The sequence below is a fragment of the Ruegeria sp. CDSC081 genome (assembly GCF_059610485.1).
On record NZ_JBXWNS010000007.1, the window covers coordinates 130712 to 154973 of the forward strand.

Sequence of the window (24262 nt, forward strand, 5' to 3'; positions counted from 1 at the left end):
TGACGGCAGCTTTCGATATATCTATATAACTAGAAATCTAGTTTATTGGAGTTGTGGATATGTGGGAAACCGCTGCAGCAGGATTCTCGGCGATGGGGTCAGAGGCGCGACTGAAAGTCCTCAAGACACTCGTTCGCGCCGGAGAGGCCGGGCTCACCGTAGGTGAAATCCAGGAGAGAACCGGCATTGCCCCGTCGACGCTGGCCCATCACCTCCGGTTTCTTGCGGCCGGTGATGTTGTCGAACAGGAAAAGATCGGGCGCACCACGATCAACCGTGCCCGGTATGACCATCTCAGAAACCTCGCGCAGTTCATTCTGTCGGAATGTTGTGCGGACGAAACTGGAAAGGCGGCAAACGATGGCTGACCTTACTCAGAGCCCTCGGGCCCCGTTCAAAACCGTCTTCGACCTGATCAAAACCCCATGGGCGGTGATTGTCGCCATTCTGATCGCGGTGGCGATACTCGACCCAGGCAATCTAACGGAGGTGATAACATTTGCCGGTAAGGCACTGGCCCATACCGGCCAATATATTCTGTTTGCTGTGCTGCTGTTGTCATACCTCAAGGCCACCGGTGCCGAAGTCATGGTGGCCCGAGCCTTTGAAGGCCGCGAGACGCGGATGATCCTTTTGGCTGCCCTGTTTGGCGGGTTGGCCCCATTCTGTTCCTGCGAGGTCATCCCGTTCATTGCTGGTTTACTGGCGCTTGGGGCGCCACTGTCTGCGGTTATGGCGTTCTGGCTCAGCTCTCCGCTGATCGACCCGCCGACGCTATTGATTACGGCTGGCGCATTGGGATGGCCCTTTGCTATCGGAAAAGCCGTAGCCGCAGTGGCACTTGGCCTGTTTGGCGGATTCGTCGTGCGCACCATGACGCGCAGCGGTGTGTTGACCCAACCTTTGCGGAACTACCAACCAACTGGATGCGGCAGTTGTGGACCTAAGCAAGAGGACAAACCGGTCTGGAAATTCTGGCATGACCCTGCGCGCCGGAATAGATTTCGTAGCGAGTTCTTTCGAAACGGCCTGTTCTTGTTGAAATGGCTGGCGCTTGCCTATGTTCTCGAGGCGTTGCTGATCAATTATGTACCCGCTGATCTGATCGCACGCGCGGTCGGAGGAGACGGCGTGTTGCCCATAATCATCGCAGCACTTGTTGGGATGCCGGCCTATCTGAACTCATACGTCGCGCCGCCGCTATTGGCAGGTCTGATGGAGCAGGGGATGAGCGCCGGGGCAGCAATGTCCTTTATGATCGCGGGTGCGGTCAGCTCGATCCCGGCCATGGCTGCGGTATGGTCGCTGGTCAGGCCGAAAGTGTTTGCGACCTATCTGGGTCTGGGAATAATCGGCGCAGTGATCGCAGGGATCATCTTTCAGATGATCTGAAGGAAAAACCGCCCGGTGTGGACACCGGGCGGTTTTGCTTTGTCAGCTTGCTTCGCAATAACGCGGAAGTTTGAAGCGATACCTTGGTTCGCCACTTTCCACATAGACCCGCTTTTCGACACAGGCGCTTTGGCCGACGGTCTGGGAAATCGGGGCCTCGGTCGAAGTGATCGACGTCGCGGACCCGTCGGGTAAACGTACCGAGGCAATCACCCCGTTCTTGAGGTCGCCGTTGATAGCGGTGGCGGACAGAACCGGGACGGTCATGAAGGCTTCGTGTTCATGCGTGCCGTCGTCGTTCAGCAACAGCAGGGCTGCGGCAACCGCGATAACGCCTACGACACCGAACACGAGCAGGCCCCAGGTTCTTAGGAAGGCATAGATTGTCACGGCGCGGTGTGGGCCAAAAATGGCAGACAGTATGTTCAGCATCAGAGTCTCGTCAAAAAAGCCCCGGCCAGTTTGACCGGGGCTGTCTGCGTATCAGAAACGCGGATCGCTTTCGTCTTCATCCTCGGCCTCGCCTTTGGGCAAGTTGAAGAAACTGTCGGCGTCGATGATCGGCTCTTCTTTCTCCTCGGGGGAGTCATCAGACAACGAGAAGGTCTCGAGACCCTCGATCGCCGTTGGAATTTTGGGCGCTGCGTCCATTTCCAGTGACTGCTCGGTCGAAACCAGCTTGCGGCGCTCATCATCGCTCATGACGCCACCTTCAGCGGCTTTCTTGGCGGCGGCTTTCTGCACGATTGCGTCCAGCTCGGACTGTTTACACAAGCCCAGAGCGACGGGGTCAATCGGTTGCATGTTCGAGATGTTCCAGTGCGTCCGCTCGCGGATCGACTGGATGGTCGGCTTGGTGGTGCCGACCAGCTTGGCAATCTGACCGTCGCTGAGTTCGGGGTGGAACTTGACCAGCCACAGGATCGAGTTCGGACGGTCCTGACGCTTGGACAGCGGGGTATAGCGCGGGCCACGACGTTTTTCCTCGCCACTGGCAGCGGGGTTGAACTTGAGCTTCAGCTTGTGCAACGGGTTGCCCTGCGCCACGTCAATCTCTTCCTGCGTAAGCTGGTTGTTGGCGATCGGGTCGAACCCTTTGACGCCAGCGGCCACGTCGCCATCGGCGATGCCCTGCACTTCCAACTCGTGCATTCCTACGAAATCCGCGATCTGCTTGAAGCTGATCGTTGTGTTGTCTACTAGCCATACGGCTGTTGCCTTGGCCATAAGCGGTTTTGCCATCAGCCCGTCTCCTATGCATACATCTTTCCCGTCGCCGGAATTCGGCGGCCCCGTGATCTTGGGGCAGGTTTCCGTTGTCGGGGAACTTGGGCTGTATATAGTCGCGGCAGGGCAAGAAGGGAAGAGGCGAATGCGCTGGCTGGTTCTATGGGTTTTCAGTGCAATGACGGCGCTTGCCGAGGGTGAAAAACCGGGCGCGTTCGACTACTATGTCCTGGCACTTAGCTGGTCGCCGAACTGGTGCGCGCGCGAAGGCGACGCGCGTGGGTCCGATCAATGCGATGTACGGCATGATCACGGCTGGATTCTACACGGGCTTTGGCCGCAATTCCATCAGGGCTGGCCATCTTATTGCCGCACGGCCGAGGCCCCGCCGACGCGGACCATGACCCGTGAAATGGAAGATATTCAGGGCAGTTCCGGTCTTGCCTGGCATCAGTGGAAGAAGCACGGCACCTGCTCGGGCCTCAGCGCTTCGGACTATTACACCTTGTCGCGGCAGGCCTATAGGTCGGTGGAGCGCCCAAAGGTGTTCCGCCAGTTGGACACATCTGTGAAGCTGCCCGCATCGGTCGTGGAAGAGGCGTTTCTGAAGGCCAATCCGGGCCTGGAGCGCGACATGATCACCGTCACCTGCAAACAAGGCTATATCGAAGAGGTGCGCCTGTGCCTGTCGCGCGAACTTGATCCGGTGCCGTGTGGCCGGGATGTGATCAAGGACTGCGCGGCCAAAGACGCGCTTTTTGATCCGATTCGTTAGGGTTTGCGGTAAAGGCGAGATGGTGGGTAATCGCAACTTCTACGTTGTTGCCACCGCATCCTGTTCAATAGCCAGATCGTGCCGAGGCTAAGGCCTACCTTGCTATTCCAAAGTCCTCAGGGCCACTGCGATACCATAAAGCTAGTCGGAATTGCGTTTCGGTTTTACTTCGGAATGGAACGCGCGCATGTTTCCCTTTTGGCGTGCGGCTGCCCGCCAGAGTTTCTTTCGCGCATCGCCCGGCTCTAAATGCGCGTATTCACCGCCGGAAAACTTGGGCCAGTCCAGAGCCAGTCCAAGTTTAACCAATTCTGCGGCGACATCAGTACCATCTGGAAGCGTGCACTTGGCGACGATCCGATCGTAGGAAACCTCTTCTTTGATTTCGGCTGTGATCACCATGCCTTTGCACATCTTGATCAGCGCAAACTTGGATTTCTTGCCCCAGGGATGCTCAAGCTCGGGCGCATCGATTCCGGCAACCCTGATCTTGGTGCCGCTTATCACGATCGTGTCGCCGTCGATTACGTGGCACTTGCCTTTGAGAGTCCGTGTGGTTGGATAAGCCGAGGGCGGCTGCTTTGACGGAACCGGTCGTGCTCCGGTGATCGCAGGTCGTTTAGTTGGTTGGAAGGGCACCACCCTAGATCGTTTGCGCGATGATCCGAACAGGGCCTTCAATATATATCTCAACATATGAAAAACGCATTCTAAATCTGCTTAATCGATGCGTAGAATGTTAGGCTGGATACAGTATTTGTGTAAACTTGATATTTGAATTCTACCAAGTGTCGAAGCTCAACTACAACTCCTTCCGCGCCCTCAGCGCCGCCGTAATCGTCCCGTCATCCAGGTAGTCCAACTCGCCGCCAATCGGCACGCCCTGCGCCAGCGAGGTCAGGCGCACCTGCCCGTCCAGTTGATCGGCTATATAGTGCGCGGTGGTCTGGCCATCGACAGTGGCGTTCAGCGCCAGAATGACTTCGGTGATCCCCTCGGCTGTGACCCGATCCTTGAGGCGAGGAATGCGCAGCTCATCCGGGCCGACTCCATCTAATGCCGACAAGGTGCCGCCCAGCACGTGATAGCGGCCTTTGAAAACCGCTGCGCGTTCCATCGCCCAAAGGTCGGCGACGTCTTCGACGACGCACAGCTCTCCGGTCGCGCGGACTTCGCTATCGCAGATGTCGCAGATATCCGAAGTGCCTACATTGCCGCAATTCAGGCACTCACGGGCAGTGATGGCAACCTGTTGCATCGCGTCCGCAAGCGGTGTCAGCAGAAGGGCGCGTTTGCGGATCAAATGCAGCACTGCGCGACGGGCCGAACGTGGGCCGAGGCCTGGCAGTTTGGCCATCAGGTCGATCAGATTGTCGATATCGCTGTTCGAACTCACTGCGCTTGCTCCTGCATAAGGGCCGGGCAGTTGGGCCCGGCCGGTATTTCGTCAGGAGTGCCTATCAGAACGGCAGCTTGATGTCTGCGGGCAGGCCCATACCTTCGGTCAGCTTAGCCATCTCAGCCTGCGACCGTTCTGCGGCCTTGGCCTGAGCATCTTTGACGGCGGCCAGGATCAGATCTTCGACCACTTCCTTGTCGTCGCCGTTAAAGATTGACGGGTCGATATCGAGACCTTTCAGCTCTCCCTTGGCCGTGGCTGTTGCCTTGACCAGCCCTGCACCGGATTCGCCGACAACCATGATGGTATTCAGCTCTTCCTGCATATCCGTCATCTTGGTCTGTAGATCCTGCGCGGATTTCATCATCTTGGCCATGTCACCCAGGCCGCCGAGTCCTTTGAGCATCGGTATTCTCCTAATATCCGGTTTGACGCCTAAATACGGGCGCGGTCGGCGCGGCACAAGGGCCGAGCTGGCTCCCGCCCGTCGTCAAGGCCTTTGGCAAGACCTTTCCTCTCGTTGGGCCCGGGAGGTTTCCAGTTGGGTAAGATGGGACGGTTTCAGTCTTCCTCGAACGGGTCCCATTCGTCTTCGACCTCGGGCAGCGCCTCGGTTTCCACCTTGGCGGCACGTTCTTCCGGTGTTTCAATCCGCTTGATGCGTGCCTTCGGAAATTGCATGAGCACCGCCTGAACCAACGGGTGTTTCTCAGCCTCTGCTTTCAACGCCAGCTCGGCGGCGTCTCGAATCTCGGCGATGGTCGCAACCTCACCATCGGCCACAATCGACACAGCCCAGCGGTTGCCAGTCCATCGTTGCAGTGACGAACCCAGTCTCGCTGCCAGATCTGTGGGTGCGTTCTGTGTCGGGGTGAACTCGATCCGCCCCGGTTGGTAAGAAACCAGCCGCACCCCGTTTTCGACCTCGACCAGGAGTTTCACATCCCGATTGGTGCGGATCAATTCAACCACGTGGTCAAAACTCGGATACCGTGCCAGCGCCGATTGGATATCATGGGCCAGAGCGGCCGAAGGTGCGCCGGCGGGGCTGCTAGTTGCGGACACGTAAGAAGATGATGCCGCTTGTACCGGAGCCTGAGAGGGCACGGCCATACCACCGCCAGGACCGCCATTCGGAGGCGGTGGCGGGTTGTCCTGCAGGCGCTTGATCAGCTCTTCGGGGCTGGGCAAGTCGGCAACATGGGTCAGGCGGATAACGGCCATTTCAGCAGCCATCATGGCATTTGGCGCGGCCGATACCTCTTCCAGCGCTTTCAGCAACATCTGCCACATCCGGGTCAAAACGCGCATTGGCAGGGCCTCGGCCATTTGCTGACCACGAGCACGTTCATCAGGGGAAACCGTCGGGTCCTCGGCTGCGTCTGGCGTGATCTTCACAACCGAAACCCAGTGCGTGATTTCGGCCAGATCGCGCAGCACGGATAGCGGATCGGCCCCTTCGGCATATTGCCCGCCCAATTCAGTCAGCGCGTTTGCTGCATCCCCTCGCAGGATCATTTCCATCAAGTCCAATACCCGGCCCCGGTCGGCCAGACCCAGCATCGCGCGCACCTGATCGGCGCTGGTTTCACCGGCCCCATGGCTGATTGCCTGATCCAGCAGCGAAGTTGCGTCGCGCGCCGACCCTTCGGCCGCGCGGGTGATCAGCGCCAGGGCATCATCCGCGATCTGTGCCTTCTCAGCCGCTGCGATCTTATTGAGCAGGCCAATCATGTCCTCGGGTTCGATCCGGCGCAGGTCAAATCGTTGGCACCGCGACAGAACAGTCACCGGGACTTTGCGGATTTCGGTCGTGGCAAAGATGAACTTCACATGCGCAGGAGGTTCTTCCAACGTCTTGAGCAGCGCGTTGAACGCGCTGGTCGAAAGCATGTGAACCTCGTCGATGATGTAGATCTTATAGCGCGCACTGGCGGCGCGGTATCGGACCGAGTCGATGATTTCGCGGATATCATTCACGCCGGTTCGGCTGGCGGCGTCCATTTCCATCACGTCGACATGGCGACCTTCCATGATGGCGACGCAATGTTCGCACTGGCCGCAAGGCTCGGTCGTGGGCTTGCCTTGCCCATCAGGACCGATGCAGTTCATGCCCTTGGCGATGATCCGTGCCGTGGTCGTCTTACCGGTGCCGCGGATGCCAGTCATGATGAAGGCTTGTGCAATCCGGTCGGCCTCGAACGCGTTTTTCAGCGTGCGCACCATTGCGTTCTGACCGACGAGGTCAGCAAAAGTTTCCGGGCGGTATTTCCGCGCGAGAACCTGATAGGCGGGGCTGGGCGTGTCGGTCATGTCTGCTCTGTTGGATTCGTGTCAGGTTTGCAGCGTAGAGACCCCCGCCGTCCGCGTCCACCGCGCGCGAAAAGGAATTTCGTTTTGGCAAGTTGCATCAGAGCCGGTAAATCATGAGGGGCTTTAGCCCCATGTGGTGATGCAGGTAAAGGAGCTGTGTTGGAGAGTTTTGCAATTCACCCTCTTGGATTGGGCAAAGGGCAGATCGCTCTGTGCCCACTGCCGGGTGTCACGGGCGATTATGCTGGGGATTTCGCAGTAATCCGGGATTGGGCGCCGGACCTGGTCATCTCGATGACGACCTCGGATGAGTTCCAGCACTCCGGCGCGCGTTCAATCGAGGAGGACCTGCAGCGCGAACGGATTGCCTGGGTCCACCTTCCGGTCTCCGATTTCGGCGCCCCCACGCCTGAGGTTGAGGCGCTTTGGCCGCAAGCCAGCGCCGCCGCCCAACATGTCCTTGCCAGTGGCGGCAAGGTGCTGGTGCATTGCCGCGGTGGGTGCGGACGCTCGGGGATGGTTGTGATGCGGCTAATGGTGGAATGCGGCGAAGCGCCTGGCCAAGCGCTTCGGCGGTTGCGTGCGGTGCGGCCCTGCGCGGTGGAAACCGACGCGCAAAAGGACTGGGCGGGGTTGCCGGCCCGAACCCTTCCCTGAATCAGGCAGACACTTGATACGGAATACTGTCGCTGCGCGGCGGCAGGGTCGATACGTCGAGCATCGCACAGGGTGGTTCTGACAGAAAACCAGCGGATTTCTGGATGAACTCCGGCTCGAACATCATGTCGCCATAGGCGTCCAGCTTTTCTGTCGGCGTGTCCGTGCTGGTGCCGCAATAGACCCTGATCTGTTCTGACTGGGCCCGAAAGCGGGCCGTGCAGCCTTCGGTGCAATGGGTCAGATCGCTGGTGCCTTCGACCTCGAATGTTTTGGATGTCGCAGGCCTTGCCGTCGCCATCGCCTCGGCCATGGCGCGTGCCATTCGGGCAAGGGCGGGGCAGGGTTTCCCGGTCCTCTGACAGATGGTTGCGGTGAATTCGTGTGTTTTTGTCTTCCAGATCATAATGCGCCCTCCGCGCGCAGGACGAAGGGTGAGGATCAGGTGTGACAGCGCGCTGACGACCTGCCCGGACACCCCGCCCGAGTTTCGGTTTCGATACGATGGCAGGTCTCCTGACTTGCGGGTCGTCGCTTTGCCGACCTTCCCAGCCCTGGGGCCAGTGGTATTTCGGCATTGCTCACCGCTTACAGTTGCGGGGGCAGTCGCGGAGTTGGCCCTTTCCGGCATCGCCGGGGCAGACCGCACCGTGTTCCCTTTTCATCCCGCCCCAATTCCGGGGCAAGAACCATCACCACATCGCTAGCGGCTATGCAGACCCCGAGTCAAGCCACCTGTTGGGGTGCAAACCGGACGTTTGGTCATCTTGATGAAATCTTGACTCTGGTGGCCGAAATCGGGCCGATTGTTGAGTGAACCGAGTAGTTCAGAATTTGTCGGAAGCGCCATGCTTGATACCACGCCCTGCGTCCAGACTAAGGACTTTGATTTTGCCTCAGGCTCTGCCAGCCTGTCGGCGCGGCTGTATCTGCCTGAAACCGAGCCGAAGGTCGCCGTGGTGATTCACAGCGCAACTGCAGTGCCGCGCGACTATTACCAGCATTTTGCCCGTTGGCTGGCCGCCGAACAGGGTATTGCCTGTTTGACCTATGACTACAGCGATTTCGGGCATTCGCTGCGCGACAAACTCAAAACCTCCGAGGTGACCATGGCGGATTGGGCCTTGGTCGACATGCCCGCCGCACGGGCTGAGATGCGCAGGCGGTTCCCGGAGGCTTTGCAGTGGAGCATCGGTCATTCCCTTGGCGGCTTGCTGGGGCCGGTGCAGCCGGATATTGATCAGATCGACCGGATGATCTGTGTATGTTCGGGGCTGGTTACTCTGTCCGACCATCCCTGGCCCTATCGCGGGCTGGCGTGGTTGTTCTGGCACGGCCACGGGCGTCTGGCAGTGAATGCACTGGGGTATCTGCCGGGCAAAGCTGTGGGGATCGGTGCCGATTTGCCGGGCCCGGTCTATTGGCAATGGCGCAGCTGGTGCACGGCGCCGCAGAATTATGTGCCGCAGATCGGTGACGCTCTGCCCGAAGCGAGATGGGCGCAATCGAATACACCGGTGGACCTGTTCGCCTTCGAGGACGACCAGATGGTGCCGCCAGACGCAGTCTGGCGGCTTGCCGATCTGTATGGGCCGAAGGCGCGGCGACATCTGTTGTCTCCGAATGAATTCGGAGCGCCTGAGATCGGTCATATTGGCGCTTTTGCCCGCAGAAACCGGGCGGTTTGGCCCCGGTTGATTGCCTGAAAACGAGGCGCCTTTTTGTCACGCTTAGTGTCTGCTGCGGGACTTTTTGTCGTGCATGACGGATCGCACCATTTTGCCAAAGGCTTTGTCACGTGCCCGTGACTGCGCGAGGGTCTCGGAATTCCTCTGATCTTCGCGCCGAAGCTTGTGCCAGCGCGCCAACCGGTCGGGCTCAATCACGCCATTGGCAATCGCCTCCTGCACAGCACAACCGGGTTCGGCCTGGTGCTGGCAATCTGAGAACCGGCACGTTGCAGCCAATTCCAGAAGGTCGGAGAAAACCTCATCCACGCCGTCTTGGGCATCCATCAAACGCAGGGCGCGCATTCCTGGCGTATCAATCAGCCACCCCCCGTTTCGCATCGGGTGAAGCGCACGATGGGTCGTGGTGTGGCGACCCCGTGCGTCATCCTCGCGGATCCCCGCCGTTGTCCCGGCCTGACCAGTCATGGCGTTCGCCAATGTGGTTTTGCCGACACCGGATGAGCCGACCAAAGCAGCAGTTTGCCCGGCAGGGCACCAGGACAGGATCGGATCAATCTCTGACGCCTCCAGCGCGTTGACGGTTAGAACGGTCAGAAACCGAGCCAGCGAACTGGCCTGACTGGCATAGCTCTCTGGGTCAGGGCAGCTGTCGGCCTTGGTCAGGACAACAACCGGATAGCATCCGGCCTGATGCGCCAGTGCCAGATAACGTTCAAGCCGGGCCAGATTGAAATCGGCATTGCAGGAACTGACGATATACAGCACGTCCACATTCGCCGCGATCAGCTGAACCTGCGCACCGGTGCCTGCGGCCCGGCGTTGCAAGAGGCTTTTGCGCTCCAAAAGATGCCGAATGCGGTTTTGATCATCCGCAAGGACCCAATCGCCAACCGCAAATTCGCCGGTTGATCGGTCAGGGGTCAGATCAGATGTGCCGCCAAGCGCATTCAGGCCGATCAGGCGATCACGATGGACGGCGTTGATGCGATGCGGTGTGCAGGTAGGGTTCACAGCATGTTGGGCTGCAAAATGAGAGGACCATCCCAGGTCCGAAAGTGTTTTGGACATTGTTCTGCCTGTGTTCAGATACAGGAAACCATCAGGGTGGCAGGCGCGCACCCATCGGTAACGTGTTCAGGCAAGAGCGGGGGTTAGTCCCGGAAACGCTCTGCCCGAAGGGTCATTGCTACAATCATAAAGTCCCTCCTGCGGCAGTCGTTGCGCGTAAGTGAGAGGTTGGACATCGACCCAAGCGGGGCTCGTTGTGGCTGCTTCCTTCCGGATCTGACCAGGTTGGCGAGGCGCTCGCCCGCGCCAACCTCTCGAGGGTGGATATAGGCAGTTGGCCGGAAAAACACAACCCGTCAGAAGGTCAGAAGAATCCGTAAAAAGCCATTTTCGTCGGTTCCAAGGACTTGTGGATCAAATTCCTTAATGTCCTGCAGATGTCGGTGGGCATTTGGACCGGTGCGTAAGATCGCCTGCGTACCAGTGTTACTGGTGATTCTGAAGGGTTCCTGGGCCTCTTCCAGCGGATCGCTGACCAAGGTGCCTGACAGATAATCCAGCAGGGCTTGCTGGACCGGCAGGATGGGCATGTCGATACGTTGCGCATTACCCGCAAATGGGAAATGCCCGCCCCCGCTGGCGCGATAATTGTTAAGCGCGACGGCAAATTGCTGATCCGGTGCAATGGGGGTGGCACCGACCAGAACCTCTGAAACGCGCCGGTTTTCGGCGTTGATCAAGGTGCCCATATCGTCGAAACGCGGAGGTTGTGTCAGATCAATTCTGCAGGACAGCCCGTATAGCACATCAAAGTTGTGACCCACCCGATTTTCGCAAATAAGTTCGGATGCAGATCCGGTCGAAATCTGGTTGAAAACAGCTGCGGACATCTCAAGCCAGTCCACGATTTGGTCACCGGATACAATGACACCCTGCAATTCGTTTGGAAAAACATGCAGGTCAACCACGTTACGCAGGAATATCTCGCCAGGCTTAACATCCGTATAGAATCGCGGCCCGGCCCGACCGCCGAATTTCGAAGGTGAAACCGCCGATAAAATCGGAATATCTGCCAGGTCGGTATCGGACATACACAGACGTAACGCGGCAGCCTGGGCGGCGGCGACCAGCCTCAGCCCACGGTCCTCGGTGCAAAAGCTGAAATAGCTGTGCAGATGGTGCGGGGTGCGGCCGACCGGCTGGCCCGCTCGCCTGCGGGTTTCGGCATGACCAGAGGAAAACAGATGCAACAATTCCGGATCTTCGGGCGCCAGTGATACCATTTCGTCGGGACGCCCCGCAGATATCGGTCGTAGCGCCGCCCGGGCTTCGCCAACGGTCCAGCCGCCGCGCTCTGCCGAGTGAAGTTTCAGGTCGACCACCCCCAGATGTGATCCGGCCGTTCCGGGTAAGACAACTGGTTTGCCATGCACCAGAGTGTTTTCAGAGCCGGCCTTGGCGGGATAGGTCAAATGGGAATGGCCAGCAATTATTGCGTCGATACCTTCGATTTCGGCCAGCGGAATAATCGCGTTTTCCATATTCTGTTGTGACGTGTCCGGTCCGAAACCGGTATGGGCCAACGCGATGATCAGGTCGCAATTTTCGTCTTGGAGCTTTCTGACTTTGTTTGCCGCACAAGTCAGGATGTCCTGAGTGGTAAGGGTGTCGTGCAGCTTGTGCGCCTCCCATTGCGCTGTCTGAGGGGGGAGGACCGAAAAAACACCAATTTTCAAGGCTATAGGTGTCGGCGCGCCAGGGATCTCTTTGTGCAAAATGACATGATCTTGCCAGATCTCTGGCCCATTCGTGCGCAAGGCATTGCTGCTGAGCACAGGGCAGGGGGCGTCAGAGATAACGCGCTGTAAGAATTGAAGCCCGAATCCGAAGTCGTGATTTCCCAGGCCAATCGCGTCATATCCCAGGCTGCCGAAGGCCTGCATCAGGATGTGCGGCGCATTGGCGGGATCGGCAGCCCAATCCCCCAACGGTGTACCCTGCAGAGCGTCTCCGTTGTCGAAGAGCAAGACGATATCTCCGTCTGCCTCAGCCTCGTTCCGCGCCTGCCGGATCAGGCTGGCCGTTCGGGTCAATCCGATCGTAGGTTCGTCTTGATCCGCGTAATAATCAAAACTGCACAGGTTCATGTGCAGATCGGTGGTCGCCAAAATCCGGATACCTACAGACTGATCAGACAAATGCGAAATTGTTTTCAATACTCTACTTTTGGCAGTTTTATGAATAACAACTTCAACAAAAAGCATAGTAAGTGCAAATTTTTTTATGCACTTGCGAAAATTTGACGGGATCGCCTCGGTTTTCGGTCGTGGAATTGTCGTTGCAACACCGACGCTGTCATGGCAGCCCTGTGCAGGCGAACCAGAGGAATTTAAATGAAGAACGCGGAACAGGTAACGTTTGGTGGATCAGGGCTGGATCGTGCCGCACATCTTCGTGGAGACGTCGACACGATGGCAGCAGCGCGAGCACATCCGAAAGCGAAATGCCTGTTGCTGTGGCGCGGAAAGCTGCTGGTTCAAGGAGAGGCCCTTGATCAACTCTGCTTGTTACCTGTCTTGCACGAGCTGATCGCAAATGGTCCCGGTGGGATCGTCCCAGCGCCAGTATTGCTTGGTCTCTCGGATGAGGTTCCGGTTTTTGCCTTTGATATATCCGATTGGATGCCCGAGGGCGTTGATCTGTCCGAGCTTGGGGCATTCTTTGACCGATCAGAGCAACAGCACCCGGATTTGCCTGAAGGTCAGGTTTTTGTCGAATTGCGCCGCATCATGGCGCGCCTTTCCCCACGTGATGCCGAACTTTCGGCTTCCGCCAAGGCGGTCATCGCCTGGCATGAAACCCATAGATTTTGCGCCCGTTGCGGCGCCGCCAGCGAGATGTCGCAAGCAGGATGGCAACGCAGTTGCCCGTCGTGTGGGGGGCAGCATTTCCCACGCACCGACCCGGTCGTCATCATGTTGATTACATATGGGAATTCGGTGCTGATGGGGCGATCCCCGGGATGGCCTGAAGGCATGTATTCGCTACTGGCCGGATTTGTCGAACCCGGAGAAACGCTGGAAGCGGCGGTGCGCAGAGAGGTGATGGAAGAGGCCGGTGTCCCCGTCGGGCAAGTAACCTATCTTTCCAGCCAGCCCTGGCCCTTTCCGGCGTCACTGATGTTTGGCTGTGCAGGCGAGGCATTGTCGCAAGAAATCACTATAGATCCGGTTGAAATCGAAGATGCGATATGGGTGAATAAGGCTGAAATGATGCAGGTCTTTGCTGGGGAACATCCCAGCCTTCTGCCAGCGCGCAAAGGCGCGATTGCGCATTTTCTGCTGCAAAACTGGCTTGCAGATACGCTCGACTGACAAAATACTGGTCGAATAGGCAAGAGAACGATAACCCACCATGCAATTCTCCGCACGTGAAGATATTCAGGCCCCTGTCAACGCAGTGTTCGAAATGTTTGCGGATTTCGAACGGTTCGAGCGGATGGCAATGCGCCGCGGGATCGAGGTCCGGCGTTTGTCAGGGCATATGGGCGTTGTGCCCGGTACATCCTGGGAGACCGAGTTCCGTATGCGCGGAAAGCCTCGGCGCGTGGAAATCAATATGGCCGAATGTGATCCGCCGACCCATATGCGGTTCGAGGCGGCAAGCAAGGGAATGAATGGCTCAACCAGGGTCGAGTTTCTGGCCCTGTCGCAACGTAGAACCCGGCTGACCGTGGATATGTCGCTATCGGCCAAATCCCTGCCTGCACGGCTGTTGCTGCAATCGCTCAGATTGGGTCAGTCGCGGTTCCGGCGACAGTTTCAGGCCCGCCTCAGCGAATTCGCGCGGGAAATGGAAGAACGTCATCTGCACGGTTCTTGAGAATTCCGAGACAAGAGGCCCTGAATGTCTGATGTGATATTGCGCAGCGCTGTTGTGGATGACGCCAAAGGTATTTCCGAGGTCCTGCAAGAGATCGTGACCGCCGGTAAGCGCACCAAACCCAGCGATGAGGGTTTTGCCAAAGAGCATTACATCAGCCACCACGGCAGCATCCAATGCACCGTGGCGGTGCAGGGTTCACAGGTATTGGGCTTTCAGGCGCTGAAACTGGCCGTCGACGGAAACCCTTATGGCGTAACAGCCGGTTGGGGCATCATCGGAACACATATACGTCCATCAGCCGCGCGCATGGGGGTCGGGCGGGCCCTATTTCAGGAAACGCTGCTGGCGGCCCGCGCCGCAGGTCTGCCTGCAATAGACGCGACCATTGGCGCGCAAAATGCCGAAAGCCTTGCCTATTACGCGGCCATGGGATTTGTCGATTACCGCTCACATGAAGGAGCGGTGTGCAAGAAATACCTGCTGGGTTGAGCTAGCCGCGCGGCTGGACTGCCGGATAGACGCCCAGAATCTCGACATTGGTGGTAAAATGTTCCAGCTCTTCCAGGGCCAGTTGTACATTGCGGTCATCGGGGTGTCCGACAATATCCGCATAGAACTGGGTGGCCGTAAATGACCCGTCGACCATATAGCTTTCCAGCTTGGTCATGTTGACTCCGTTGGTGGCGAACCCGCCCATCGCCTTATACAGCGCTGCTGGGATGTTACGGACCTGAAACACAAAGCTGGTGATCATCCCGTGCGCCCCGCGCCGCGACAGGTCCGCATCGCGTGACATGATCAAAAAACGCGTGGTGTTGTCGTCGCTGTCCTCGATATGGCGGGCCAGGACGTTCAGGTTATAGATCTCTCCGGCCAACTCGCTGGCCAGCGCGGCAGAATGCAGTTCGGCAGCCTCGGAAACCTCGCGCGCGGCGCGGGCATTGTCCGGGCTGACGCGTCCGTGAATGCCGTGCTGCTTCAGGAACCCAGCGCATTGTGGCAGCAGTACCAGATGCGAATGCGCTTCGGTGATGTCGCTCAGCTTGGCACCGGGGACGGCCAACAAATTGATGTGTACGCGAACAAAAGCTTCATCGATGATATGCAATCCGCTATGGGGCAGCAGGCGGTGAATATCGGCCACCCGCCCATAGGTCGTATTTTCGACCGGAAGCATCGCCAGGTCTGCTTTGCCGGACCGAACTGATTCGATCACATCCTCAAATGTGCGGCAGGGCAGGGCCTCCATATCGGGACGAGCGTTTCGGCATGCCTCGTGGCTATAGGCACCGGGTTCTCCCTGAAATGCGATACGTTTTGTCATTTGGTCGATTCCGTGCAACAAGTTCCAGAATTGGGCGTTTAGTCGCGGTGTCTATACCTTGCCTCTTGTAAGGGGAAGCCTTAGACACCCCGCAGACAGCTGAAATGGACTCGCGATCAATGTTCGACACGATGACAGTTACCAAGGCCGCAGCAGGCCTGTTTGGCACCTTCCTGGTGCTGCTTCTGGCCAAATGGGCCGCAGAAGAGCTTTACCACGCCGATGCCCATGGCGAGACGGCTTCGTACATCATCGAATCCGAAAGCGCAGGCGAAAGCGCCAACGGTGAAGAGGTAGTATTTGAAGAGCTGCTGGCCGCCGCCGACGTTGAGAAAGGTGCCAAAGTTTTCCGCAAGTGTACCGCGTGTCACAAGCTGGAAGACGGTGCAAACGGCACAGGCCCTTATCTGTATGGTGTCGTTGACCGCCCTGTTGCAACGGCCAACGGTTTTACCGGCTACTCGGCGCCGATGCAGGCCCATGGCGGCAACTGGACACCCGAAGCCCTGGATGCCTTCCTGACCCGGCCAGCCAGCTATATCTCGGGCACATCCATGAGCTTTGCTGGCCTGAAAAAACCGCAGGACCGTGCCGATCTGATTGCCTATCTGCAGACAATCGGCAACTGATGCCAGACCGGCACATCTGAAATTCAAAGCCGCTGCCCCGTGCAGCGGCTTTTTTTGTATGAAGAAACCTTCACAATGCGCTCACGCATTCTAAACTTGAATCAGTCAACGCTGGACCTTTAGCTTCGTTCAGGCGCAAGACTATAAGAAGTGACGCAACAGGGGATGAGCCAAATGGAATCCAACCGACAGATTGTTCAGGCACGTGCATTGGATTTCAGAGGTTGGTTGACCATACCGATTACCGGCTTTTTGCTGCTTACGCTCTTGACCTCTCAACTGTTTGCCGAAGAGACCATCATCAAAAGCCACGGATTCTCGGAATTTGGCGATTTGAAATACCCTGAAGGGTTTGCCCATTTCGATTATGTAAATCCTGATGCGCCGCGCGGCGGAGAGTTGTCTTATGCAGCGCAAGGGACATTTGATAGTTTCAACCCCTACACGCGGCAGGGCCGCGCGGGTGCGCGTTCTGCGGATCAGTATGAATCCCTGATGGTCGCGTCCTATGATGAAACGGCCACTTACTACGGTCTGCTGGCAGAAAGCCTTGAATACCCGGAAAGCCAGGATTGGGTCATCTTCAACATGCGACCTGAGGCGCGGTTTTCCGATGGAACCCCGGTGACTGCCGAAGATGTTGTGTTTTCGCATAATCTGCTGCTGGAACAGGGGTTAAAATCCTATGCCGACGCCGTCCGCGAGATGATTCCGCGTGCCGAAGCGCTGGATGATCATCGGGTTAAATTCTACTTCGCACCGGATATCCCGCGCCGTGGCCTAATAAGTCAGGTTGCCGGGACATCTGTGTTTTCCAAGGCCTGGTTTGAAGCAGACCCCGAAAACCGGCGGCTCGACAAATCCCGGCTTGAGCCCGGTATCGGATCCGGACCTTATGTTTTGGACAGTTATGACATCAACCGGCGCATCGTCTACAAGCGCAACCCGGACTATTGGGGCGACCACGTTAATGTGAATGTTGGCCGCAACAACTATGACTCCATCCGGATCGAATATTTCGCGGACTCGATTGCTGCGATGGAAGGGTTCAAGGCGGGCACGTTCACACTGCGCCAGGAAAACAATTCAAAAAGCTGGGCAACGGCCTATGATTTTCCTGCCATAACAAACGGAACAGTGGTTCGGGTAGAGCTGGAAGACGGGGATGTCCCCAACGCTTCGGGCTTTGTCATGAACCTGGACCGACCGCAATTTCAGGATCCCAAGGTGCGCGAAGCCGTCCAGTTAGGGTTCAACTTCGAATGGACGAATGAAAGCTTGCAATATGGCCTGTTTCAGCAGCGCGACTCATTCTGGCAGGGAACTCACCTAGAGGCGACGGGGCTGCCCGAGGGGCGTGAACTGGAGGTTCTGCAAAGCCTGGGCGATGCGCTGGACCCTGCGGTACTGACCGACCAACCGGTCGTTGCCCATGAATCCCGCGCCGAGCGTCAGAATGATCGTCGCAATCTGCGCGCCGCGATGAAGCTGCTGGATGAGGCCGGTTGGCAGGTGGGCGAAGACGGTATCCGCCGCAATCAAAACGGTGAAGTACTGGCCATAGAATTTCTGTCAGACCAGCCGACTCTTGATCGTATCATCCAGCCATTTGTCGCTAACCTTAGGACGATGGGCATAGATGCGACCTACAATCGTGTGGACAATGCGCAATTCACCCTGCGCCGCCGTGACCGGGATTTCGACATGATTTTCGGCGGGTACCCAAGTTCGCTGCAACCTTCGACGGGACTATACCAGCAATTCGGAACCGAGGCGGCCTCGTATTCCGTATTCAACCCGTCCGGTGCGTATGGCCCGGATATTGAACCGTTGATCGACAACATCGTAGCAGCGACCAACAGCGAAGAGTTGTTTGCCAATGTTCGCGCCCTGGACCGTGTTTTGCGGGCCAAGCGGATCATGGTGCCCACTTGGTATTTGGGCAAATACTGGGTTGCCTATTGGGACATGTATGAATACCCGGAAAACCTGCCGCCTTATTCATTGGGTGTCGAAGACCTGTGGTGGATCAACGCCGAGCAGGAAGCCCAGTTGAAATCCTCCGGCGCCTTGAGGTAATCCGCCCAAATGGGAGCATATATTCTAAGACGCCTGCTGCTGGTCATTCCCACACTGCTGGGAATCATGATCGTCAACTTCACCCTTGTGCAGTTTGTGCCAGGCGGCCCGATTGAACAGATCATCGCCCAGATGGAGGGTGGTGGAGATGTATTTGAAGGTATCGCTGGCGGTGGCGGCGATATCGAACAGCAGACCGGCGGCACAAATGACCGCTATATCGGCGGGCGCGGCTTGCCGCCTGAATTCATCGAAGAACTGGAAAAAGAATTCGGGTTCGACAAACCGCCCTTGGAACGGTTTCTGAATATGATGGGTAATTACCTGACTCTGGATTTTGGCGAGAGCTATTTCCGGTCGATCAGTGTGACCGATCTGGTGCTGGAAAAGATGCCGGTGTCTATTTCGCTAGGGCTTTGGTCGACGCTGATTGCCTATCTGGTGTCGATCCCTCTTGGTATTCGCAAGGCGATCAGGGACGGATCAAGCTTTGACACCTGGACCAGTGGCGCCATCATCGTGGCCTATGCCATCCCGGGATTTCTGTTCGCCATTTTGCTGTTGGTGCTATTTGCCGGTGGGTCCTATTGGCAGATCTTTCCGTTGCGGGGGCTTACCTCGGACAACTGGGACAGTCTGAGTGTATTTGGCAAGATTGCCGATTACTTCTGGCATATCGCGTTGCCGATCCTGGCGCTGACCATCTCGGCCTTCGCAACGCTCACCTTGCTGACCAAAAACTCGTTTCTGGACGAGATTAAAAAGCAATATGTCATGACCGCCCGCGCCAAGGGCCTGAGCGAAAGCCGGGTGCTGTACGGCCACGTGTTCCGCAATGCGATGCTGATCGTAATCGCGGGTTTTCCGGCCGTCTTCATCGGTGTTTTTTTCGGAGGGTCAATCATCATCGAAACCATCTTTTCGCTGGATGGATTGGGTCGCCTTGGGTTCGAGGCGGCGGTCGCGCGCGATTACCCGGTTATCTTTGGAACGCTGTTCATCTTTGGCCTAATGGGTCTGGTGGTCGGCATCATCAGTGATCTGATGTATGTGTTGGTTGATCCGCGCATCGACTTTGAAAAGCGGGAGGGGTAAATGGCGCTTTCCCCCCTGAATCAGCGCCGGTGGCGCAACTTCCGTCGCAATGGCCGGGCGTTCTGGTCGCTTATCATCTTCTCGATCCTGTTCGGCCTGTCGCTATTTGCTGAATTTATCGCAAATGACAAACCGATCCTCGTGAAATACCGCGGTGAGCTTTATACGCCGATCTTCAATTTCTACCCAGAGACCGAGTTTGGCGGTGATTTCCAAACCGAAGCAATCTATCGCGACCCCGAAGTGCGTTGTCTGATAGACAGTGGCGGTTTGGATCAGTGCTTTGACGATCCTGACGGCATTATCGAGCAGATCGAGGCCGGATCCTTTGCCGCCGACGGGTTCGAGCGCGGCTGGGCCATCTGGCCGCTGATCCCATACTCTTTCAAAACCAGCGTTGATCGGCCGGGCGCAGCCCCACTGCCGCCCAATGGCCAGAACCTGCTTGGCACCGATGACACCAAGCGCGATGTGCTTGCACGGGTGATCTATGGGTTCCGTCTGTCCATTCTGTTCACGCTGATGGTCACAGGTGTTGCCAGCCTGATCGGTATCTTCGCAGGCGCCATTCAGGGCTTTTTTGGCGGCTGGCTGGATTTGATCTTTCAACGGATCATCGAGATTTGGTCGGCCACCCCATCGCTTTATGTGATCATCATCATGTTCGCTATTCTAGGGCGCAGTTTCTGGTTGCTGGTGTTGCTTATGATCCTGTTCAGCTGGACCGGATTGGTTGGCGTTGTTCGAGCTGAGTTCCTGCGGGCGCGAAACCTTGAATATGTCCGGGCGGCACGGGCGTTGGGCGTCAGCAACAGGACGATCATGTTTCGCCACATGCTGCCCAATGCAATGGTCGCCACGCTGACCTTCATGCCCTTCATCGTCACCGGAACGATTGGCGGGCTGGCCTCGCTGGATTTTCTGGGCTTCGGCCTGCCGTCCTCGGCTCCGTCACTTGGCGAGCTGACCTTGCAGGCAAAACAGAACTTGCAGGCCCCTTGGCTGGCCTTTACCGCCTTTTTCACCTTTGCCATCATGCTGTCGCTTCTGGTCTTCATTTTCGAAGGCGTCCGCGATGCGTTTGATCCCAGAAAGACCTTCTCATGAGCCTGCTGGATGTAAACAACCTCAAGGTTTCGTTCCGGCAGGACGGGCAGGTCAGTGCGGCGGTCAAGGGCGTGTCCTTCACGGTGGATCGTGGGGAAACCGTGGCTTTGGTAGGGGAATCCGGGTCCGGAAAATCTGTGACCGCCTTGTCGACCGTCTCGCTGTTGGGAGACAGCGCGATTGTCGAAGGTTCGGTGAAATATGACGGGCAAGAGATGATCGGGACGTCCGAGCAACATCTGATGGATGTGCGCGGCAACGACATCAGTTTCATCTTTCAAGAACCGATGACATCGTTGAACCCGTTGCACACGATCCAGAAGCAGATGGCAGAATCGCTGGCGCTGCATCAGGGGGTGGTGGGCGACGCGGCCCGTGATCGGATTGTCGAGTTGCTGACGAAGGTTGGTATCCGGGACCCGAAGGATCGGTTGGACAGCTATCCGCACCAACTTTCGGGCGGACAACGGCAGCGCGTCATGATCGCCATGGCGCTTGCCAATAAGCCGGACATTCTGATCGCAGATGAACCGACCACGGCGCTGGACGTGACCATTCAGGCACAGATACTCGAGTTGCTGGCAGACCTGCAGAAAGCCGAAAACATGGGGATGCTGTTCATCACCCATGACCTTGGCATCGTGCGCCGGATCGCCGATCGAGTTTGCGTCATGAAGGACGGAGAGATTGTCGAAGCCGGTGCAACCGCGGACATCTTCGAGAACCCTCAGCATCCCTATACCCGGAAATTGCTGGCGGCCGAACCGTCGGGCCAACCCGATCCGGTCGCCGCGGATGCAGAAGAGGTCGCCCGCACTGATCATCTGAAAGTCTGGTTCCCGATCCAGCGCGGCTTTCTCAAGCGAACTGTCGGCCATGTTAAGGCGGTGAATGACGCCAGCCTCAGCGTGCGCGCCGGCGAAACCGTGGGGATCGTGGGCGAAAGCGGGTCGGGCAAGACCACGTTGGCGCTGGCCATCATGCGGCTGATCGCGTCCGAGGGTGGTATCACCTTTCGCGACCAGGATGTGCGCCGTTGGTCCACACGCGAATTGCGCCGGTTGCGCAAGGATATGCAGATTGTGTTTCAGGACCCGTTTGGCAGCCTGAGCCCGCGCATGACCTGTATGCAAATCATCGCCGAGGGTCTGGCAATCCACAAGGTTGATCCACACCGCGCCCCGCGCGATCTGGTGGCGGATGTGATGACGGAAGTGGGGTTGGACCCGGCGTCGATGGACCGGTATCCGCACGAGTTCTCGGGCGGGCAGCGGCAGCGTATCGCCATCGCACGTGCGATGGTGCTACGTCCCAAACTTCTGGTGCTGGATGAGCCGACAAGCGCGCTGGACATGACGGTTCAGGTGCAGATCGTAGACTTGCTGCGAGATCTGCAGCGGAAATACGGGTTGGCATATCTGTTCATCAGCCATGACCTAAAAGTGGTCCGGGCGATGTCACATAATGTCATCGTTATGCGGAACGGTGACGTGATTGAAATGGGCGCTGCCGAAGACCTGTTCGAAAACGCGCAGACAGATTACACCCGCGAATTGATTGCGGCAGCGGGCTGAAGCCCGCTCGCCGTGTTTTTCACGCGTTTGCGGTTTCCCGTGTTGCCGCTTTCGGTATCGGGCCGCGCAGTTCTTCATAGTGATCAAAGCTTAACTTTACCCAACCGGTGCCGCGCGTGGCGCTGGCCAGGGTGCGATGCAACTCATCCTCGGCCACGGCAGGAAGTTGGGCTTTGAAAATCTCCCAGCCCGAAGCGTTGGGGTTGCCTTCGAATCCCAGCACTTGACCCTGTAAGGAACTGATCGTGGGGACAAGGTCGCCGACGAAATCGGATGGCAGGTGAATCTCTGCGTTCAGAATGGGTTGCAGGACCACCGGTTTGGCCTGAGGCAGCGCCTCGCGTACGGCGTTCTTGCCTGCGGTTCGGAAAGCATAGTCGGAACTGTCCACATTGTGGTGTTTGCCGTCACTCAGCGTGATTTTGACATCAACAACAGGGAAGCCCTCGGGTCCCTGCTCCAGCGCGTCCTTGGCCCCGTGTTCAACTGAGGGAATATAGTTGCGCGGCACCGAACCGCCTTTCACGATCTCTTCGAACTGAAACCCTGATCCGCGCGGCATGGGCGTGACCGAGATCACGACATCTGCAAACTGACCCGCACCACCGGATTGCTTGCGGTGACGGTGGCGGTGTTCGATGGGCGCACCGATGGTTTCGCGATAGGCGGTCTCGATCGGGTCGGCCACGATTTCGATCCCGAAATCTTCGGCCAGTTTGGCGGTGATCCGGCGCATGTGCTGCGGGCCTTGAGAGCCCAGCACCGCATGGCCGCTCAGCTCATCCTGCTCCAGATGGAGACCGGGGTCGATCTCGACCAGACGGGTCAGGGCATTCGACAGGCGCACGTCATCTCGCTCATGCGCGGGTGATACGATCTGACGTTGGGCGGCTGGATGTGATGATGCCCATTCCGGTAACGGAGATTCGGATTTGCTGTCGTAAATATTGCCGGGGATCAGGTGATCGGATTTCACGGCCAGCCCGATCTGACCTGCCTCCAGCCCGGAAATCTGGGTCTTGGCGTCAAGTGTCGTCAGATTGCCGACTGTCTCACCTCCCAAAGCTTCATGCGCACGCACGCCATCTCCCAGGCCACGAAGGACGATGATCTTGCCGATATGTTTCTTCACGTCCGCGAATCCCGCAATGGCGCGGGCAGTCTCGGTGGCCTCATCGCGGTTGGCGGCAATGTTGAACTCAGGGGCTTCGTGCCGCAGGGCTTTCATCAGGCGGGTCAGGCCATTGCCATGGCTGGCCGCGCCCAGACAGGCGGGGATCAACTGGTGGTTCTGCAAAACCTGCGCGGCCAGATCGTAGATCTCGGCACTTGCGGGCTGTTTGTCTTCGATCAGCTGCTCCAACAGGTGATCGTCAAAATCCGACAGCGTCTCTAGCAGCTCGGTGCGGGCTTCTTGTTCGCGGTCCTCGACCGCGTGCGGCAGTTCGATCAGGGCCGAGGGCTGGCCTTCCTGATATTTCCAAGCCCGCTCCGAGATCAGATCGACCGCGCCGACTATTGTCTCGCCGTCGCGAATAGGGACCTGACGTAGGGCGATGTGGTGGGTGCAGTAGGTCTGTAGCGCGGCGATGATATCCCGGATACGGCCATTTGGGGCATCCATCCGATTGATGAACAGGAAACAGGGAATGCCCGCCTCTTCAACCAGCCGCAGATAGGGCGCGCACAAGACAGCCGCGTCTGGGTCCGGCGGGACAACCACAACCGCCGCATCCGAAATCGCCATGGCTGGTCCGACATAACCCAGATTGTCGCTGCCCCCGTCCACGTCGATCGCGCTCCAGGGCTCGTCCAAGTAAGAAAAACCGTGCAAGTGCACGGTTCCGGAGACATCGAATGTGGTGGGTCGGTCGTCGAGACGGCTTATGGCCTCGACCAGGGTTGTCTTGCCAGATTGGCTGGGGCCGAGGACGGTGAATACGCGCATGAGTGATGTCCCTCTTTTCAGGTTGCAGTAATACCTGCACGAAAAGGGCCGACCCACACGGCTGCGTGGGCGAGGACTGACTGCGAATTCACCTGCCTCAGGGTTCGGAGATCGTTCCGCCCAAGTGTGAAGACAACCAGAGGCTCGCGTCAAGCCCCT

Annotated in this window: 24 protein-coding genes, 1 other RNA gene and 1 riboswitch; of the genes, 13 read left to right on the forward strand and 12 right to left on the reverse strand. The window is 57.8% G+C overall.

The features are described 5' to 3' along the window. Nucleotides 1–59: 59 nt before the first annotated feature. Nucleotides 60–368 (forward strand): ArsR/SmtB family transcription factor, encoded by a 309-nt coding sequence (locus tag AC2FH9_RS14650; protein WP_142637001.1) that lies wholly within the window; start codon nucleotides 60–62, stop codon nucleotides 366–368. Further along, nucleotides 361–1392 (forward strand): permease, encoded by a 1032-nt coding sequence (locus AC2FH9_RS14655; RefSeq protein ID WP_496697656.1) that lies wholly within the window; start codon nucleotides 361–363, stop codon nucleotides 1390–1392. The genes AC2FH9_RS14650 and AC2FH9_RS14655 overlap by 8 nt, the downstream gene beginning before the upstream one ends. Before the next feature lie 42 nt (nucleotides 1393–1434). Here AC2FH9_RS14655 and AC2FH9_RS14660 read toward each other — a convergent pair whose 3' ends face one another. Beyond that, the gene (locus AC2FH9_RS14660; protein WP_142636997.1) at nucleotides 1435–1824 is read right to left on the reverse strand and encodes a hypothetical protein; all 390 of its coding nucleotides are present in this window, start codon (nucleotides 1822–1824) and stop codon (nucleotides 1435–1437) included. A gap of 51 nt (nucleotides 1825–1875) precedes the next feature. Beyond that, nucleotides 1876–2634, reverse strand: a complete 759-nt coding sequence (locus AC2FH9_RS14665; RefSeq protein WP_142636995.1) for a DUF1013 domain-containing protein — start codon at nucleotides 2632–2634, stop codon at nucleotides 1876–1878. Between the two features lie 130 nt (nucleotides 2635–2764). Here AC2FH9_RS14665 and AC2FH9_RS14670 point away from each other — a divergent pair, with 130 nt between their 5' ends. Further along, a complete protein-coding gene (locus AC2FH9_RS14670) occupies nucleotides 2765–3394 on the forward strand; it encodes a ribonuclease T2 family protein (RefSeq protein WP_496872053.1) in 630 nt (209 codons plus the stop codon). 141 nt (nucleotides 3395–3535) lie between these two features. On the opposite strand, the gene AC2FH9_RS14675 is transcribed toward AC2FH9_RS14670, so the two are convergent. From AC2FH9_RS14675 to AC2FH9_RS14690, 4 genes are all read right to left on the reverse strand, one after another. Further along, nucleotides 3536–4033: a thermonuclease family protein gene (locus AC2FH9_RS14675; RefSeq protein WP_496872025.1), complete on the reverse strand. Its 498-nt coding sequence runs from the start codon at nucleotides 4031–4033 to the stop codon at nucleotides 3536–3538. A gap of 163 nt (nucleotides 4034–4196) precedes the next feature. Next, entirely contained in the window at nucleotides 4197–4790 is a 594-nt protein-coding gene (recR, locus tag AC2FH9_RS14680; protein ID WP_142636989.1) for a recombination mediator RecR, read from the reverse strand. A gap of 64 nt (nucleotides 4791–4854) precedes the next feature. Next, nucleotides 4855–5199: a YbaB/EbfC family nucleoid-associated protein gene (locus tag AC2FH9_RS14685; RefSeq protein ID WP_142636987.1), complete on the reverse strand. Its 345-nt coding sequence runs from the start codon at nucleotides 5197–5199 to the stop codon at nucleotides 4855–4857. A gap of 155 nt (nucleotides 5200–5354) precedes the next feature. Further along, nucleotides 5355–7106 carry a DNA polymerase III subunit gamma/tau gene (locus AC2FH9_RS14690; RefSeq protein ID WP_496697659.1) on the reverse strand — a complete coding sequence of 584 codons (1752 nt, stop codon included), beginning with the start codon at nucleotides 7104–7106 and terminating at the stop codon, nucleotides 5355–5357. A 156-nt stretch (nucleotides 7107–7262) separates the two neighbouring features. Between AC2FH9_RS14690 and AC2FH9_RS14695 the strand changes: the two genes are divergently transcribed. After that, entirely contained in the window at nucleotides 7263–7763 is a 501-nt protein-coding gene (locus AC2FH9_RS14695) for a protein-tyrosine phosphatase family protein (protein ID WP_496697660.1), read from the forward strand. Between the two features lies 1 nt (nucleotide 7764). Here the strand turns inward: AC2FH9_RS14695 and AC2FH9_RS14700 are convergent, their stop codons facing one another. Further along, on the reverse strand, nucleotides 7765–8169 hold the full coding sequence (locus AC2FH9_RS14700; RefSeq protein ID WP_496872026.1) for a hypothetical protein: 405 nt from the start codon (nucleotides 8167–8169) through the stop codon (nucleotides 7765–7767). A gap of 83 nt (nucleotides 8170–8252) precedes the next feature. Next, a riboswitch (cobalamin riboswitch) is annotated at nucleotides 8253–8472 on the reverse strand. Between the two features lie 139 nt (nucleotides 8473–8611). Between AC2FH9_RS14700 and AC2FH9_RS14705 the strand changes: the two genes are divergently transcribed. Further along, nucleotides 8612–9469, forward strand: a complete 858-nt coding sequence (locus AC2FH9_RS14705) for an alpha/beta hydrolase family protein (protein ID WP_496872027.1) — start codon at nucleotides 8612–8614, stop codon at nucleotides 9467–9469. A gap of 24 nt (nucleotides 9470–9493) precedes the next feature. Here AC2FH9_RS14705 and rsgA read toward each other — a convergent pair whose 3' ends face one another. The 3 genes from rsgA to AC2FH9_RS14720 all read right to left on the reverse strand — a co-directional run bounded on the left by rsgA (nucleotide 9494) and on the right by AC2FH9_RS14720 (nucleotide 12660). Continuing rightward, nucleotides 9494–10522, reverse strand: a complete 1029-nt coding sequence (gene rsgA / locus AC2FH9_RS14710; protein ID WP_496706757.1) for a ribosome small subunit-dependent GTPase A — start codon at nucleotides 10520–10522, stop codon at nucleotides 9494–9496. A gap of 158 nt (nucleotides 10523–10680) precedes the next feature. After that, nucleotides 10681–10779: signal recognition particle sRNA small type (ffs, locus tag AC2FH9_RS14715), an RNA gene on the reverse strand. 39 nt (nucleotides 10780–10818) lie between these two features. Further along, a complete protein-coding gene (locus tag AC2FH9_RS14720; RefSeq protein ID WP_496872028.1) occupies nucleotides 10819–12660 on the reverse strand; it encodes a 5'-nucleotidase C-terminal domain-containing protein in 1842 nt (613 codons plus the stop codon). Nucleotides 12661–12855: 195 nt separating this feature from the next. Here AC2FH9_RS14720 and nudC point away from each other — a divergent pair, with 195 nt between their 5' ends. From nudC to AC2FH9_RS14735, 3 genes are read left to right on the forward strand one after another with little or no spacing between them, the layout of a single operon-like run. Then, nucleotides 12856–13836, forward strand: a complete 981-nt coding sequence (gene nudC, locus AC2FH9_RS14725) for an NAD(+) diphosphatase (protein WP_496692479.1) — start codon at nucleotides 12856–12858, stop codon at nucleotides 13834–13836. Between the two features lie 40 nt (nucleotides 13837–13876). Beyond that, complete coding sequence (locus tag AC2FH9_RS14730; RefSeq protein WP_142636970.1) at nucleotides 13877–14344, forward strand: SRPBCC family protein; 468 nt, start codon at nucleotides 13877–13879, stop codon at nucleotides 14342–14344. Nucleotides 14345–14368: 24 nt separating this feature from the next. Continuing rightward, complete coding sequence (locus AC2FH9_RS14735) at nucleotides 14369–14836, forward strand: GNAT family N-acetyltransferase (RefSeq protein ID WP_496697670.1); 468 nt, start codon at nucleotides 14369–14371, stop codon at nucleotides 14834–14836. 1 nt (nucleotide 14837) lies between these two features. Here AC2FH9_RS14735 and AC2FH9_RS14740 read toward each other — a convergent pair whose 3' ends face one another. Further along, the gene (locus AC2FH9_RS14740; protein WP_271949791.1) at nucleotides 14838–15671 is read right to left on the reverse strand and encodes a prephenate dehydratase; all 834 of its coding nucleotides are present in this window, start codon (nucleotides 15669–15671) and stop codon (nucleotides 14838–14840) included. Nucleotides 15672–15790: 119 nt separating this feature from the next. Between AC2FH9_RS14740 and AC2FH9_RS14745 the strand changes: the two genes are divergently transcribed. The 5 genes from AC2FH9_RS14745 (at nucleotide 15791) to AC2FH9_RS14765 (ending at nucleotide 22155) form a co-directional block, all read left to right on the forward strand. Continuing rightward, on the forward strand, nucleotides 15791–16300 hold the full coding sequence (locus AC2FH9_RS14745) for a c-type cytochrome (RefSeq protein ID WP_496697708.1): 510 nt from the start codon (nucleotides 15791–15793) through the stop codon (nucleotides 16298–16300). Nucleotides 16301–16474: 174 nt separating this feature from the next. Then, the gene (locus AC2FH9_RS14750; RefSeq protein WP_496872029.1) at nucleotides 16475–18379 is read left to right on the forward strand and encodes an extracellular solute-binding protein; all 1905 of its coding nucleotides are present in this window, start codon (nucleotides 16475–16477) and stop codon (nucleotides 18377–18379) included. Nucleotides 18380–18388: 9 nt separating this feature from the next. Next, nucleotides 18389–19474 carry a microcin C ABC transporter permease YejB gene (locus tag AC2FH9_RS14755; protein WP_142636962.1) on the forward strand — a complete coding sequence of 362 codons (1086 nt, stop codon included), beginning with the start codon at nucleotides 18389–18391 and terminating at the stop codon, nucleotides 19472–19474. After that, a complete protein-coding gene (locus AC2FH9_RS14760; RefSeq protein ID WP_142636960.1) occupies nucleotides 19475–20581 on the forward strand; it encodes an ABC transporter permease in 1107 nt (368 codons plus the stop codon). Continuing rightward, a complete protein-coding gene (locus AC2FH9_RS14765; RefSeq protein WP_496709407.1) occupies nucleotides 20578–22155 on the forward strand; it encodes an ABC transporter ATP-binding protein in 1578 nt (525 codons plus the stop codon). Before AC2FH9_RS14760 ends, AC2FH9_RS14765 begins: the two co-directional genes overlap by 4 nt. A gap of 19 nt (nucleotides 22156–22174) precedes the next feature. Here the strand turns inward: AC2FH9_RS14765 and AC2FH9_RS14770 are convergent, their stop codons facing one another. Beyond that, nucleotides 22175–24103 (reverse strand): elongation factor G, encoded by a 1929-nt coding sequence (locus AC2FH9_RS14770; protein ID WP_496872032.1) that lies wholly within the window; start codon nucleotides 24101–24103, stop codon nucleotides 22175–22177. Between the last annotated feature and the right edge of the window lie 159 nt (nucleotides 24104–24262).

Coding starts and splice junctions, on each gene's coding strand:
- AC2FH9_RS14685 (WP_142636987.1), bottom strand. CDS start 5,199: ATGCTCAAAGGACTCGGCGGCCTGGGTGACATGGCCAAGATGATGAAA.
- AC2FH9_RS14735 (WP_496697670.1), top strand. CDS start 14,369: ATGTCTGATGTGATATTGCGCAGCGCTGTTGTGGATGACGCCAAAGGT.
- nudC (WP_496692479.1), top strand. CDS start 12,856: ATGAAGAACGCGGAACAGGTAACGTTTGGTGGATCAGGGCTGGATCGT.
- AC2FH9_RS14650 (WP_142637001.1), top strand. CDS start 60: ATGTGGGAAACCGCTGCAGCAGGATTCTCGGCGATGGGGTCAGAGGCG.
- AC2FH9_RS14655 (WP_496697656.1), top strand. CDS start 361: ATGGCTGACCTTACTCAGAGCCCTCGGGCCCCGTTCAAAACCGTCTTC.
- AC2FH9_RS14745 (WP_496697708.1), top strand. CDS start 15,791: ATGTTCGACACGATGACAGTTACCAAGGCCGCAGCAGGCCTGTTTGGC.
- AC2FH9_RS14690 (WP_496697659.1), bottom strand. CDS start 7,106: ATGACCGACACGCCCAGCCCCGCCTATCAGGTTCTCGCGCGGAAATAC.
- AC2FH9_RS14730 (WP_142636970.1), top strand. CDS start 13,877: ATGCAATTCTCCGCACGTGAAGATATTCAGGCCCCTGTCAACGCAGTG.
- AC2FH9_RS14765 (WP_496709407.1), top strand. CDS start 20,578: ATGAGCCTGCTGGATGTAAACAACCTCAAGGTTTCGTTCCGGCAGGAC.
- AC2FH9_RS14665 (WP_142636995.1), bottom strand. CDS start 2,634: ATGGCAAAACCGCTTATGGCCAAGGCAACAGCCGTATGGCTAGTAGAC.
- AC2FH9_RS14740 (WP_271949791.1), bottom strand. CDS start 15,671: ATGACAAAACGTATCGCATTTCAGGGAGAACCCGGTGCCTATAGCCAC.
- AC2FH9_RS14755 (WP_142636962.1), top strand. CDS start 18,389: ATGGGAGCATATATTCTAAGACGCCTGCTGCTGGTCATTCCCACACTG.
- AC2FH9_RS14705 (WP_496872027.1), top strand. CDS start 8,612: ATGCTTGATACCACGCCCTGCGTCCAGACTAAGGACTTTGATTTTGCC.
- AC2FH9_RS14670 (WP_496872053.1), top strand. CDS start 2,765: ATGCGCTGGCTGGTTCTATGGGTTTTCAGTGCAATGACGGCGCTTGCC.
- AC2FH9_RS14660 (WP_142636997.1), bottom strand. CDS start 1,824: ATGCTGAACATACTGTCTGCCATTTTTGGCCCACACCGCGCCGTGACA.
- AC2FH9_RS14750 (WP_496872029.1), top strand. CDS start 16,475: ATGGAATCCAACCGACAGATTGTTCAGGCACGTGCATTGGATTTCAGA.
- AC2FH9_RS14760 (WP_142636960.1), top strand. CDS start 19,475: ATGGCGCTTTCCCCCCTGAATCAGCGCCGGTGGCGCAACTTCCGTCGC.
- AC2FH9_RS14700 (WP_496872026.1), bottom strand. CDS start 8,169: ATGATCTGGAAGACAAAAACACACGAATTCACCGCAACCATCTGTCAG.
- AC2FH9_RS14770 (WP_496872032.1), bottom strand. CDS start 24,103: ATGCGCGTATTCACCGTCCTCGGCCCCAGCCAATCTGGCAAGACAACC.
- rsgA (WP_496706757.1), bottom strand. CDS start 10,522: ATGTCCAAAACACTTTCGGACCTGGGATGGTCCTCTCATTTTGCAGCC.